We start from the raw sequence: 12,366 nt of genomic DNA on the forward strand, positions 1-12,366 counted from the left end.
TAAAAAACAGACCTCCTTACACGGTTATAGGCCTGTTTTTCACTTAACTGTTACAATATAATGGCCGAATTACAAGCAGTCATTTAGATAATCCGGATCGATTCGGATCATTTCAGTAAGTGCCTTGTTTCGATAATTTAAATCTTCACGAATTGTAAATCCTTGTGATTCCCAGAAAGCGTTGCCACCCTCGTTCTTTTTGAAAGCAACGAGAAGAACTTTGTTGATTCCTTCTGCTTTTAGTCCATCAAGAGCAAGGTCAACGAGCTTCTTGCCTATGCCCATCCTCCTGCAGTCCGGCGATACGCAGGTATGCTGAACTATCCCTCTTCTTCCATCGTGTCCGCAAAGAATGACACCAACTACCTTTTCATCAAGCACTGCAACGAAAGAAGTATTTGGATTCCGCTTAAGATATTTCTCGATTCCTTCATATGAATCGTCTTTATTATTGAGTCCATTTCCGCATTTGATCCACAGGTCGTATGCGGCTTCATAATCATCCATTGTCATAAGTCTGTAATTTAACATCTCTGCACCCATTAATCAGTAATATTTATACCATGCATTTGATTCATATAAGTTTTCATACAATATATTATGATTTACATTTCTGACATAGTTCCCGGAAATCGTAATTTATACCTTCACAGCATGTTTTCTTTACTTGAAGGCATATTATAACCTCTTACATCCCACCTCGACAAATTCAACTGGAATTACTCATAATTCACTGTTATTTTTCCCAACGTTATTTTATCCAGAACCTTATCATTAGTCTTTACTATATGTTCCGGTAGAATCTTTTCTTGATAATACACGCCGTCCCAGTTTAGAAGCTTTTCTGGGTCTTCGGAATATCCTGTTAAATCACAGGTATTTACAAGAAATTTGGCATATTTTACTGCAAGAGTATGTTTTATCCGCATATTAGTGAGGATGCTTTCATCCAACCCTGTTCTTGCAAGCTGATTCCCGGTCATGCTGCTTAAGATCATCTTTGCTTCGACTATTGCTTGTTTTTCTTCCGCGCTGCTTAATACAACTCCTTCAGAAAGAGCTCTTTTATAATAAATCTCATCTGATATACAAGTTTTAACTGCCACCTTCTTGGCGTAATCACAGACAAACTGAGAATCCATGCCGGCTGAAAAGTGGGTATTCCACCAGTGCTTTGGATTCTCCGGATCATACAAAAGAGCCTGGTTCTGCACAAACTCTTCTACTTCATATATGTAATATCCAAATTCTCTTAAGGTAATCTCGGTATCATCAACTGTGATCAAAGGCTCATCAAGATGGTCTTCATAAATGAATCTGCTCAGTATTCTCCCGCAAATAGCAGCAACTATCAGGATGACGTTTGCAATTAAAATTATTTTGATAGCTCTTTTATCTGCTCTCTTCATAATCACTATCCATCCTGTGTAAACAGCTCTTGGAATTCCTTTCTTCCGGGAACCCACGCCTTTTCATAAATGTGAGTGAAATGATTTTTTACCGTCTGCTCAGAAATTCCGAGCATATAAGCAATTCTATGATTTGAAAACCCCGACACTTTAAGGTATCCGAGTTCAAGTTCTCTTTTCGTAAATCCGAATTTACGAGCTATATTAAGATACTGCTCCTTTGTAATTCCGGGATCATTCATCTTCCATGTCCATCTCTTCATTCATCTTACGCTCGGCATTTAACTTAAGCGGCAGAAGAAAAAACTCGATTATTACTGCATAAAAACCTGAAAGGAAGCAGACAGCAAGGCTTGGTCCAAACGTTTCCGGCTCAGATAAATGTCCCATAAGAATTATTGCTGAAGTTATTATGGCAAAAAGAGCTCCAAATACAGTAAGCTTCTGGGCAGCGCCTACGGCTTCTATAATATTTTTTAGTTCAAGAAGTCTGTAATCTTTTATCCCTACTGAGAATGAATTCAAAAAATCTTTCCACTCACCCATGATAATGAGCCCGGGAATCAGAATAAGTAAAACAAGAATCAGCGAAGGCACATCAAGAAACCATGCGACAGCAGAAAAACCAAAACTGGTTCCTATGGTACTGATAAGAAATACAACGATGAAAAGTACAAGCTCTCCAAATAAAACGGTACGGATATTCTTTTTCATAAGCATACTCCTTTTAAGCTTTATTAATTCGTTCTAGGTGTTCCTATTATGACGTTATCATATGCACGAAAAGAAATATATAGTACCTTTTTGAATTTATTTAGTCCATCTCTTCTCTTGTAATATTCCTTGCCCACTTGTGGCTGTATAGCTCAACGTTATCCATAAGAAAGTCAAACAAATCGATAATCATAACTCCCTTCTCATCATAAGAAGGTTTTAATCCTGTTTTTGCCACGACTATCTTCGAATATAACTCACATCCGTACTCAAAGCGATTCAATTATTACTGCTTGTAATCTCCGGCATATATCTGCATTGGCTTTGCAAAGGGAAGTCCATGAAATATATGCTTACTGGGAAATTTAATCAAGTATCTTACCATTTCTGGAGATTGTCACAACCTGCCAAGGAAGAAACTTTCCGCTATTCTTTATTGCATTCTCTGCGGCTCTCTGCAGCCCTCCGCAGCATGGAACCTCCATTCTTACTATGGTCACGCTGACAATATCGTTGTTTGAAATGATTTCCGTAAGCTTCTCAGTATAGTCGCCTTCGTCAAGTTTTGGGCATCCAATCATTGTAACCTTGCCCTTCATAAATTCCTCATGCATGTTAGCGTAGGCGTATGCTGTGCAGTCAGCTGCAATAAGGAGCTTGGCCCCATTATAAAAGTCTGCCTGCGTTGGAAGGAGCTTTATCTGGCATGGCCACTGCATCAGTCTTGATGGATGAGTGCTCATTCTTGATATCATGTCCTGTCCGGGATCAATGTCTTCCTGATTGCCACTCTTAAGTGTCATAAACCTTGAACCGGGGCATCCATGTCCTGCAGCGTGTTGTTCCATTTCTTTCATCATCTTGTTTTCGCACTGATGCATATCTTTTACCAATCCTTTCCTCTCCTGTGCTGCCTTTACTGCTGCTTCGTCATACGCAGGCGCTTCTCTTTCTTCAAAAGAGATTGCTCCCATTGGGCATCCCGGCAGACAGTCCCCAAATCCATCACAGAAGTTCTCTCTTACCAGTTTTGCCTTTCCATTCACAATATCAATGGCTCCTTCATGACATGCGTTTGCGCAGATACCGCAGCCGTTACACTTTTCTTCATCGATTTTTATTATCTTTCTTACCATCATTAAACCTCTCTGTTTGACCTTTGTTCTTGTTCTGATGGTGTCAGTATAATATACTGTTCATGACAAGTATGTTGTTCAAACCACATTTTGGAGAAAAATTTATGAACCTTGAAGGTATAGAAAAGAGTAGATTGTTCAAGGGAATGACAGCTAAAGAACTGTCTTCATGCCTTGCTTCACTGGATGCCAGGGAAAAGAAATATCGAAAAGACGATCTGATTCTCCGCGCGGGAGAGCGAACTTCAAGCATAGGCATGGTACTCTCAGGCAGTGTTACTATTGAAAGCAATGACGTCTGGGGCAATTGCTCTGTCTTAAGCCATGTAGGCCAAAATCAGTTCTTCGCTGAAACCTATGCTCTACTTGGCGAAGTCCTTCTGGTTGATGTAAGAGCAAATGAAGACTGCCGAATTCTCTTTTGCAATATAAAGAACCTTCTTGAAGACAGCAAAAAGAGCTCTCCCTGGAAGGAAAAGCTCCTAAAAAACATACTTATTATTTCATCTCAGAAAAACCTTGTCCTCTCTGGACGCAGTTTCCATACTTCTCCCAAGAGCTGCCGCGGACGCCTTTTGTCATATCTCAATGCCATCGCACTCCAGACAAGTTCAAGGGAATTTGACATTCCCTTCAACAGGCAACAGCTTGCCGATTACCTTAACCTCGAAAGGACCAACATGTCAAAAGAACTCTCGCACATGAAAGATGAGGGGCTTATCGAATATAGAAAAAGTCATTTCAAGCTTATTAAGGCGGATTAAATACCATAAGTACTGTAAGAAGCAGACTTAGAATTTCACTGCGTTCTCTGCACTCACAAGACGGATAGCCGAGAGAACCTTGCCGCATTTATCAAGACGCTTCAAAAGCTGTACAATGATGCAGTGGCCTTCCCACTTTAACTCTTTACGTTATATTCTTTCCCGTCAATAACTGCAGTAACAGCACTTTCAAACTTACTAACAGCCATTATAAGAGTTGTAAAGAGCTTTTTTAGCACTGGTATGCTTCATTGTGCTTCTCCTGTTATCTCTTTGGCAAGTTCCAGAATTTCAAAGGCATATTTTTCCTTACCCTTTTTAAGGAGCTTCTTGTATAAAGGATAGTTGATGACGCAGATTGCAGCACCTACTATTCCAAGAAGCACCCCAATGACCATGAAAATCACTCCTGTTCCAAAGACGCTAAGTCCAAAGCACATCCCTGTGCCAAAGATCAAAGTCCCAATAATTCCAAGCGTCATGGCTGTTATAAATGCCGGAAGCTTTGCTCTTTCATCAAGCTTTTTAAGCTGCCTTACCTTATTTGTTTCCTTTGGCATGTAATCCTTTGCAACGCTTTCTGCATAAACCTTATCTAAATCGTTCATCGTATTCTTCTCCTTCTTTTCTCTTGAATGTCTTTTTTATGCGATCTTTCCTGTTTCTTTGAGCCATCTGATCTCGTCACGTATGGTCTCTCTATATGACCTTGTGGTATAACCCAGATCCTTACTTGCTTTACTTGAATCAAATCGGTTGTTTCTTGCAAGGTTGTAAACGGAGAATGTAGTCATAAGCGGTTTTTCTCCAGTCTTCTTAGCCTTTTTCTCAAGTACCCCGGCAATCAGATTTGCTACTGATATTGGTAAAAAGAACTTCATCTGCTTGCAACCGCTCTCCTCTGAAACAAGCTTTGTAAAATCCTTAAAACTAACAGGCTCATTTCCAAGGATGTAGCACTCTCCGCTTTTGCCCTTATCAGCTGCCCCAATGAGTCCGTCAGCCAGATCTCTTACATCACACAGATTAAAGCTTCCATCGATTCCTGCAGGCATCTCGCCATTGATGATGTCAACTAAAGTCTTGGTGGTCTCGCCCATTGCAAAATCCTCAGGTCCAAGGATTCCTGACGGGTGTACCACACAGGCATTAAGGCCTTCCTTTGCAGCTTTGAGCACTACGTTTGTTGCCATTGCCTTTGACAATGAGTAGCAGCCTTTGATTCTCTCAGGATCAAGGGGAATAGATCCTTCGCACTCTCTTATGGTTCCTTTTTCTTCCTCAGGTATTGCTCCTGTTGATGAGCAATAGACAAGCTTTGATACTTTGTGCTCTTTGCACATCTCTATGATGTTTTCTGTTCCACCGACATTTACATCCATGACTTTCTGGCTATAATCAGGATTTACAGTTACGATGCTCGCTATATGAAGCACAATTACTTCCGTATCTTCAGGTGTCTCAAAGAATCTTTCCAGGTCATCTTTGTTACAAAGATCGCCGTATGCTATTTCAACTTCCTCAGGAAGATATTTTGCTGACTTGTCGCCTTCAAGGACAAACGCCCTTACTTTTTCATTTCTTTCAACAAGCTTTCTGCAGACTGTGCTTCCAAGAAATCCTGCTGCTCCTGTTACCAGATACATCTTATTTGTTTTGCTCATTTATCTTTTCCTTTCTTATTCTCAATTTGTTTTTTTGCTCTTTGCTTTGAGCTTGAAGTCATTATAGGAAAATGAGCACACAAAAAGAACAACACTTTTTGCAAAATGTGTTGATTTCAGGAGTACAGGTCCCGACACGTTTTGTAAAAAGTGTTGATTTGTAAATTCGATATAGTGTTTTTACTGCGTTATGGCTTGATGATACACTTCTGTATGACGCTTATGATCTCATCTTTTGACTCGGTGCATCCACCTCGTACCCACTCAGTGACAACTCCGATAATGCCCTTAAGATAAAAGACCATGATAAGTGGCTGTTCTTTTTGGGGAACTCCAAACCTTGTAAGAATGGGGCCGAATATTGTTTTAAACCAGGTTTCATAGGTCTTTTCTGTGCCCATCATCTCGTTCTTTTCATACATCAGATAAAAGAGCTTGCGGTTCTCTTCCACAAAATCCAGATATGGCATCAGATACTTGGGTGTTACAAGAAATAGCTCATCCTCATTTTTTTCATCAATATCAAGTGCTCCAGGCCCCTCAGCACCAAAGCGCCCAAAGAAATCTTTATATACAGCTTCCACCGTTTCATGCAGAAGATCATTTACATTATCATAGTGAAGATAAAAGGTGGATCTGTTAACGCCAGCGGTTTCACATATCTCCTTAACAGAAATAAGTTCAAAATCTTTACTGTCAAGAAGTGTCAGTAACGCTGTATGCATTTTTTCCGCAGACTTAAAATACTTGCTCTCATTCTTGTTCATAGCAAAGCACTCCTAACACCTGAAGTCTCATACTAAAATGATATCACAATTTGACTCGCAGAAAAAAGCAGCTACAGATTTCTCCATAGCTGCTGTAATGTGCCGTATTAAAATTATTATGCTTTTTACTGCTGGAACAACCATTCCATAACTGCTATACAGTTATAGGCGTAATCAAATGAAGCCATATGGTATGTAGCTCCGCCTCCGGCGCCTCCACCATTTCCGCCCATCATTCCTTGAGGCTTCTCGCCGGTCATTTCCATTGCCGGCTTATCTTCACTTACATCTGAAGAAGCGTCTGTAGCAGCCTCGGGATTTGAAAGGCCTCCTTCTTCAGAAGAACTCATCTGCCCGCCGTTTCCTCTTTCGCCAAAGCTGCCATCTCCACCGCCCATGGGTGAATTGCCTGTTCCTGCATCAATCGTTCCTGTCTTCCAGGATATAAAGTACGCTCCTGTAGCTTCTCCACTGAATAATTCTGAGGCAGCTGCTGAAAGCTCATCTGCTGACCATGTTCCGTCCCATTGTGCATATGTGTAGGTGACGCCATCTGCGTCATATCTGGCCATAAGGTCCTGCGCTCCGGTCCATGCACTTGTATCATCTTCAGCTGCAAAATAAACGAAGGTCTGCCCCTCCAGATTTGAAAGAAGTTCCGTATCCCACTGACCATCAACAAACATACACGCAGCATATAAATCCGGGTATTCCGATGCAAGTATGAGTGTCGTCATGCATCCCATGGACTGACCTGTTCCATAGATTCTATCAGTATCTACTGCGTACTCATCTGACATGTAATCAATAAATCTCTTGGTGAGCTCAACATATTCTGTTGTACTATATCCATCATGGTCATCAAGAATTGTTTCAGGATATGTTGGTACAGCTACTATGGTCGGATATACTGACTGCCATTCTGATGTTGCCCATACAAGACCACCAAGCCCCTGTGTAAGTGAATACTCCGCATCAGTTCCTGCAGTTGTTGAATCACCTATAAACACAACCATTGAGTATTCTGCATTTTCATCATATCCTTCAGGAAGATACAGATTATAAGTTATAGAAAGACCCGTCTCTTCATCAGTATAAGTGAGCTGGTCAAAAAGATCTGTATATGTCTCCACAAGACCCTCTTCATCTTCCGCAAGCGTGTTACTGACAAGTCCCAGCTCTAACGTAGAACCGGTATCTGTAGTTGTTTCAGTTTCTGCAGCAGAATCTGAAGCTTCTTCTTTTACCTCTTCAGAAGAAGCACTTTCTTCCTGAGTACTTTCCGATGAATCGGTCTGGATACTGTCTACCTGCTGAGCCTGGCTTCCACAAGCTACTGCAGATACGGTTATCGCACATGTTGTCAAAATAGTTGCTAATTTCTTGAACATTATAAAAATCCTCCATATATCTGTTCCTGTTTATCATAAAAGTTTTGGAGTATTTTATATTGCGAGCTACCATTCGCAGTAAGCCTGTTTCCAGAATTTCTAAGAGTTCTGTTCTTCAGTTTACATTCTCATGATATATCCGTAAACTAAATCCAACCTAAAAAGCCTCTAAACATATTCTGAAATCATTAGTTACTTATTCTCTCTTCCAGCTTCTTGCGCTGTCTTTTTTCATACATTGTATTCCCGAGTTATCTTACAACCACATTTTGCAGACATTTAAAGAATCTGCGTCTCAAATACTTCTCCTATATCACCATCAATGCATATACTTCTATCTGCAATTTCCTCCGGGCAATAGCTTTCGCCATAATTTAAGCAGGCATATACCGCTTTCTCATTTGCCAGCGTCATCTGCCAGAACGGATACTTTATTATTACGGGCGTATTAGCTCCTACTCCCAATTCAAGATAAAGAACATGAAGATTCTCATGTCTGCGAATAAAATCAGAATATGCTGCAGATGCCCTATGCCATCCTTCATCTTCGACAAAAGAATCATCAGCTCTCAAATTCATAGTCATATCAGAGCCGTCATCAGGACACTTTGGAATCAGCTCAGAAGGAATTTCCATCAGTAGCTTACCATCAACCGGTACCTGAAATACTCCCTGATCATCTCTTACAAAACCTTGTGCTTCCATAGCTTTCATTACCCACTCTTCATTATCAAAGGTTTTCTGAATAGCAGGATTCACGCTCTGAAATAAACCATAATCACCCTGAGTATAGAACAGTCTTTTCTTGTCAAAACCTGCTCTTTGAAACTGGTGATCTACATTTGTTGTGATAACAAAATAATCCTTATCGGAAACCATCTTAAGAATATCCCTATACACTGGCTTTGGAGCATCAATATATCTGTTAAAATAAATATGTCTCGCCCACCAGGCCCAGCGTATTTCTTCGCTCGGAAACGGATAGAAACCACCTGAATACATATCTCTTATTCCAAATCTTTTGGCAAAGTCATAGAAGTATTTTTCAAAACGCTTGCCGCTATATGTTAAGCCAGCAGATGTTGATAGTCCCGCTCCTGCACCAATGACAATTGCGTCTGCTTCTTTGATTTCATGCAAAAGCCTTTTTATTTGCTCATCATATAAGTTTTTCATAAATGGCCTTATCCTCATCTTTGAAAACATTGAATATCACTCTTTCTACCTTACCAGGATTTTCACGAAGCCATTCTGACACAGTCTTAACGGCAATCTCAGCTGCTTTTTTGTTAGGAAAATGAAATACTCCTGTTGAAATACAGCAAAAAGCAACGCTCTTCAAGCTATTTTCAGCACACATATCCAGAGTGTTTTTATAGCAATCCGCCAGATCTTTTTCCAATTCCGGAGTAAGCCCGTACTGTACAATTGGTCCTACTATATGAATAACTTTCTTTGCCGGAAGATTATACGCATCAGTGAGCATTGGAACGGCGGTCGGCTGCTCATAATCTCTTCCATATCTGATTCGAAGTTCATTCATCTGCCTGTTGCACTCAGCTCTTAATTGCACTCCTGCAAAAGTATGGATACAGTTATCTATACAGGTGTGCATTGGAACAAAGCAGCCCAGCATCTTCGAATTAGCGGCATTAACAATAGCATCCACCGAAAGTCTCGTAATATCACCCTGCCAGATGGATAATCCGTCCCTGATAACCGGGATGTCAGACAAATTCACCACACCCTTTTCAGCCGCTCTCTCTAATAAATATTCATCCTGTACTTTCATTACTTCAGAGGACAATTCTTTTGGCATACGGATGTTCATAAGCGACCTTAAGATTCGTCTTTTATCTTCCGTACTATTTGGAGTCTGTAATTCCTTATATTCAGCAGAATCTGCCTTGAACTCTTCTACGAGATAATCAAGACGTTCTTCCTGTGTTGTATTCTTTGACATATTCCACCTCCTTCTAAAAAAATAGTGACTATTAATCTTTCGACTTGTAGCCACCGTTTTTGTACCAATATATTTCCACTTTAATAATCCCTATCCCATGCTAATAGTTATTGTAACATCGCCATTTGAAAGCAACTCAGTCATGCCAGCCTCATCCTTATCAGATATGTGACCTAACCGTGTGTATGACCAGCTATTAGACCCATAGAACACAACCATTTGATTCCCTGAATAAAGAACTATATCCCCTGATGATGTTGTCGTCTGTTTGTCATTTCTTGGAAGACTCTGACCTATAGATCCCACCTGCTCAAATCCGCCATACATTGACATCTGAATTATGACATCGCCTTTTTCAACCATATTTCGCAGCGCGTCTACTGCCTGATTATTTTCCCAATCTACATTTACTTTATTATCACCAATTTTCATTATCATAGTTTTTTCTCCAATACCCGTATCATCAGAAGAAGTGTCACTCTCAACAGCTTGATTATCAGTTTCTTCTGTGTGATATGTTTTTACGTCTTCTGATAAAACGATTTCCTCTGTACTTTCTGCTTCTATATCTTCTGATTCAGAAATGGCAGCGCTCAAATCATAGTTTTCATATGGTGTCTTAGTATCACCTGAGCATGCGCTGGTACAAAGCATCATGGACACACAGAGTGTCATCATAATCAATTTCGTTTTCATCGCAAACTTCCTTTATTTTAATGTTTTTCCAAACTCATAGGCTTCACTTAATTCCTCTTTTTTACCTGAAGCTTCGCCCATATCACCTATTCCTCCACAGAATAAGGACCCTGTAAATTCTGCCTTTCCAAAACAGTCAACCCACCCTTGGAGTCCACTAATTGCCTTTTCAGGTACGAACTCTTCATCCTCAGCTGCAACAGATAGCATATATACATTCCTGAACTTATAGTCTGAAGGATACAACGGATTGAGCCTATCCAAAAGAGTCTTCATCTGTCCGCTCATCTCGTAGTAATAGATTGGTGTTGCAAAAACCAGGGTATCTGCATTCTTTACTTTTTCTGCAATTTCAACAGCATCATCTTTAATGATGCATCTCTGAGTGTTCTGGCAGGCCAGACATCCTATACAGAAACTGATATTTTTCCCTTTCAGGCTTATATGTTCCACATCATGACCTGAAGCTTTTGCTCCCTCTATAAGCTTTTTCGTAAGTATATCGGAATTACTCTTTGCTCGAAGACTTGTAGAAATCACTAACACTTTACTCATATCATCCCATCCTTTATTATTTCTTCCACCGTTATCATTACTTTAAATTCTCCTTAAAGAAGCTCTCCAGCTTGTCATAAGGAATATAATCCTTATCTCCGCCATCATATAGATCTGTATGCACCGCATCAGGGATTATCATAAGTTCTTTATTATCAGCATACTTGCTGTCTTTAATCATATCTGCATAAGCATCCTTTGAGAAATAACATGAGTGTGCCTTTTCTCCATGGACAAGTAATACTGCACTTCTGATCTCGTTTGAATATTTCAGGATGGGCTGGTTTATGAAAGACTCACATCCGGTCACATTCCAACCACCATTAGAGTTAAGGCTTCTTGCATGATATCCACGATCGGTCTTGTAATAGCTATGGTAATCCTTAACAAAGAAAGGTGCATCCGAAGGCAACGGATCGACAACTCCACCACCAAGCTTATAATCACCCGATTTCAGATCCTCCAACCTCTGAGCACACATAGCTTTCTTCTTCTCATAACGTGCCTCTTCACTGTCCTCACTGTCAAAGTAACCTTTTGCGTTCACCCTGGTCATATCATACATGGTGGATGCCACGGTTGCCTTTATTCTCGTATCAAGTGCCGCCGTATTGATCGCCATTCCGCCCCAGCCGCAGATACCTATGATCCCTATCCTGTCAGGATCAACTCTGTCATTCAGGGAAAGAAAGTCAACCGCCGCCATGAAATCCTCAGTATTGATATCCGGGGAAGCCATATATCTTACATTCCCGCCACTTTCTCCGGTAAAAGAAGGATCAAACGCTATTGTCAGGAAGCCTCTCTCTGCCATGGTCTGCGCATACAATCCACTGCACTGCTCCTTAACTGCACCAAAGGGACCGCATACTGCGATTGCGGGAAGTCTGCCCTCTTTATCCCCCGGTACATACAGATCTGCCGCAAGTGTTATCCCATATCGGTTCACAAAGGTCACCTTGCTGTGATCTACCTTATCGCTCATAGGGAATGTTTTGTCCCATTCAGTTACCAGTTTCAGTTCTTCCTTTTTGATCATGATTGCATCCTCCGTTCTCTTATCACTGTTTATCCGCTTCTTTTTGTGTCTGTCTGATCAGATAGTCCATCCTATCAACCTTCCTCTGACTGTCGTGCATTTCCTCCACCAGATCACATCGACATTTTCGAAGATACTTTACGAGCCCGTCCATATCTCCGGCTTCGTAAAGTGCTTTTGCTCTCTTTGTTCCTTCCGCAGAGCATCCACTGTCTGTAAGATTTTCTATCAGGGTTTTTACTTCCATCTGTCCTACCTCGTATCCTCA

Annotated in this window: 16 protein-coding genes; 1 reads left to right on the plus strand and 15 read right to left on the minus strand. The window is 40.7% G+C overall.

The window, feature by feature from the left end; all coding sequences use genetic code 11:
• Positions 1-69 precede the first annotated feature (69 nt).
• The 5 genes from G610_RS0117940 to G610_RS0117965 all read right to left on the minus strand — a co-directional run bounded on the left by G610_RS0117940 (position 70) and on the right by G610_RS0117965 (position 3,259).
• The gene (locus G610_RS0117940) at positions 70-531 is read right to left on the minus strand and encodes a GNAT family N-acetyltransferase (protein WP_155831064.1); all 462 of its coding nucleotides are present in this window, start codon (positions 529-531) and stop codon (positions 70-72) included.
• 188 nt (positions 532-719) lie between these two features.
• On the minus strand, positions 720-1,409 hold the full coding sequence (locus G610_RS0117945; RefSeq protein ID WP_026525873.1) for a hypothetical protein: 690 nt from the start codon (positions 1,407-1,409) through the stop codon (positions 720-722).
• 5 nt (positions 1,410-1,414) lie between these two features.
• Positions 1,415-1,672, minus strand: coding sequence for a helix-turn-helix transcriptional regulator (locus G610_RS21595; RefSeq protein ID WP_079484333.1), 258 nt, complete (start codon positions 1,670-1,672; stop codon positions 1,415-1,417).
• Complete coding sequence (locus G610_RS0117955) at positions 1,644-2,123, minus strand: hypothetical protein (RefSeq protein WP_026525874.1); 480 nt, start codon at positions 2,121-2,123, stop codon at positions 1,644-1,646. Before G610_RS0117955 ends, G610_RS21595 begins: the two co-directional genes overlap by 29 nt.
• A gap of 365 nt (positions 2,124-2,488) precedes the next feature.
• Positions 2,489-3,259 (minus strand): ATP-binding protein, encoded by a 771-nt coding sequence (locus tag G610_RS0117965; RefSeq protein WP_026525875.1) that lies wholly within the window; start codon positions 3,257-3,259, stop codon positions 2,489-2,491.
• 104 nt (positions 3,260-3,363) lie between these two features.
• On the opposite strand from G610_RS0117965, the gene G610_RS0117970 reads away from it, so the two are divergent.
• Positions 3,364-4,023: a Crp/Fnr family transcriptional regulator gene (locus tag G610_RS0117970; protein WP_026525876.1), complete on the plus strand. Its 660-nt coding sequence runs from the start codon at positions 3,364-3,366 to the stop codon at positions 4,021-4,023.
• Positions 4,024-4,271: 248 nt separating this feature from the next.
• Here G610_RS0117970 and G610_RS0117975 read toward each other — a convergent pair whose 3' ends face one another.
• From G610_RS0117975 to G610_RS0118020, 10 genes are all read right to left on the minus strand, one after another.
• Positions 4,272-4,631, minus strand: coding sequence for an AtpZ/AtpI family protein (locus tag G610_RS0117975; RefSeq protein WP_026525877.1), 360 nt, complete (start codon positions 4,629-4,631; stop codon positions 4,272-4,274).
• Positions 4,632-4,667: 36 nt separating this feature from the next.
• The gene (locus G610_RS0117980; RefSeq protein WP_026525878.1) at positions 4,668-5,687 is read right to left on the minus strand and encodes an NAD-dependent epimerase/dehydratase family protein; all 1,020 of its coding nucleotides are present in this window, start codon (positions 5,685-5,687) and stop codon (positions 4,668-4,670) included.
• A 188-nt stretch (positions 5,688-5,875) separates the two neighbouring features.
• A complete protein-coding gene (locus G610_RS0117985; protein ID WP_026525879.1) occupies positions 5,876-6,454 on the minus strand; it encodes a TetR/AcrR family transcriptional regulator in 579 nt (192 codons plus the stop codon).
• A 125-nt stretch (positions 6,455-6,579) separates the two neighbouring features.
• A complete protein-coding gene (locus tag G610_RS22490) occupies positions 6,580-7,845 on the minus strand; it encodes an alpha/beta hydrolase-fold protein (protein ID WP_051198114.1) in 1,266 nt (421 codons plus the stop codon).
• A gap of 279 nt (positions 7,846-8,124) precedes the next feature.
• Positions 8,125-9,021: an SIR2 family NAD-dependent protein deacylase gene (locus G610_RS0117995; protein WP_081667608.1), complete on the minus strand. Its 897-nt coding sequence runs from the start codon at positions 9,019-9,021 to the stop codon at positions 8,125-8,127.
• The gene (locus G610_RS0118000; RefSeq protein WP_026525881.1) at positions 9,005-9,808 is read right to left on the minus strand and encodes a protein-ADP-ribose hydrolase; all 804 of its coding nucleotides are present in this window, start codon (positions 9,806-9,808) and stop codon (positions 9,005-9,007) included. The genes G610_RS0117995 and G610_RS0118000 overlap by 17 nt, the downstream gene beginning before the upstream one ends.
• Before the next feature lie 90 nt (positions 9,809-9,898).
• Positions 9,899-10,504: a cyclophilin-like fold protein gene (locus G610_RS23625; RefSeq protein WP_026525882.1), complete on the minus strand. Its 606-nt coding sequence runs from the start codon at positions 10,502-10,504 to the stop codon at positions 9,899-9,901.
• Positions 10,505-10,516: 12 nt separating this feature from the next.
• On the minus strand, positions 10,517-11,059 hold the full coding sequence (locus G610_RS0118010; protein ID WP_026525883.1) for a flavodoxin family protein: 543 nt from the start codon (positions 11,057-11,059) through the stop codon (positions 10,517-10,519).
• A gap of 37 nt (positions 11,060-11,096) precedes the next feature.
• A complete protein-coding gene (locus G610_RS0118015; protein ID WP_026525884.1) occupies positions 11,097-12,098 on the minus strand; it encodes an alpha/beta hydrolase in 1,002 nt (333 codons plus the stop codon).
• Between the two features lie 22 nt (positions 12,099-12,120).
• On the minus strand, positions 12,121-12,345 hold the full coding sequence (locus tag G610_RS0118020; protein ID WP_026525885.1) for a hypothetical protein: 225 nt from the start codon (positions 12,343-12,345) through the stop codon (positions 12,121-12,123).
• Positions 12,346-12,366: the final 21 nt, after the last annotated feature.

Origin of the sequence: Butyrivibrio sp. MB2005 (assembly GCF_000424285.1) — a bacterium.
In the GTDB taxonomy this organism is placed as follows: Bacteria; Bacillota; Clostridia; order Lachnospirales; family Lachnospiraceae; genus Butyrivibrio.

Excerpts from the sequence above, each read along its gene's own strand:
- G610_RS23625 (WP_026525882.1), bottom strand. The coding sequence starts at position 10,504 with ATGAAAACGAAATTGATTATGATGACACTCTGTGTGTCCATGATGCTT.
- G610_RS0118020 (WP_026525885.1), bottom strand. The coding sequence starts at position 12,345 with ATGGAAGTAAAAACCCTGATAGAAAATCTTACAGACAGTGGATGCTCT.
- G610_RS22490 (WP_051198114.1), bottom strand. The coding sequence starts at position 7,845 with ATGTTCAAGAAATTAGCAACTATTTTGACAACATGTGCGATAACCGTA.
- G610_RS0117965 (WP_026525875.1), bottom strand. The coding sequence starts at position 3,259 with ATGGTAAGAAAGATAATAAAAATCGATGAAGAAAAGTGTAACGGCTGC.
- G610_RS0118000 (WP_026525881.1), bottom strand. The coding sequence starts at position 9,808 with ATGTCAAAGAATACAACACAGGAAGAACGTCTTGATTATCTCGTAGAA.
- G610_RS0117955 (WP_026525874.1), bottom strand. The coding sequence starts at position 2,123 with ATGAAAAAGAATATCCGTACCGTTTTATTTGGAGAGCTTGTACTTTTC.
- G610_RS0117985 (WP_026525879.1), bottom strand. The coding sequence starts at position 6,454 with ATGAACAAGAATGAGAGCAAGTATTTTAAGTCTGCGGAAAAAATGCAT.
- G610_RS0117940 (WP_155831064.1), bottom strand. The coding sequence starts at position 531 with ATGTTAAATTACAGACTTATGACAATGGATGATTATGAAGCCGCATAC.
- G610_RS0118015 (WP_026525884.1), bottom strand. The coding sequence starts at position 12,098 with ATGATCAAAAAGGAAGAACTGAAACTGGTAACTGAATGGGACAAAACA.
- G610_RS0117970 (WP_026525876.1), top strand. The coding sequence starts at position 3,364 with ATGAACCTTGAAGGTATAGAAAAGAGTAGATTGTTCAAGGGAATGACA.
- G610_RS0117945 (WP_026525873.1), bottom strand. The coding sequence starts at position 1,409 with ATGAAGAGAGCAGATAAAAGAGCTATCAAAATAATTTTAATTGCAAAC.
- G610_RS0118010 (WP_026525883.1), bottom strand. The coding sequence starts at position 11,059 with ATGAGTAAAGTGTTAGTGATTTCTACAAGTCTTCGAGCAAAGAGTAAT.
- G610_RS0117995 (WP_081667608.1), bottom strand. The coding sequence starts at position 9,021 with ATGAAAAACTTATATGATGAGCAAATAAAAAGGCTTTTGCATGAAATC.
- G610_RS0117975 (WP_026525877.1), bottom strand. The coding sequence starts at position 4,631 with ATGAACGATTTAGATAAGGTTTATGCAGAAAGCGTTGCAAAGGATTAC.
- G610_RS0117980 (WP_026525878.1), bottom strand. The coding sequence starts at position 5,687 with ATGAGCAAAACAAATAAGATGTATCTGGTAACAGGAGCAGCAGGATTT.
- G610_RS21595 (WP_079484333.1), bottom strand. The coding sequence starts at position 1,672 with ATGAAGAGATGGACATGGAAGATGAATGATCCCGGAATTACAAAGGAG.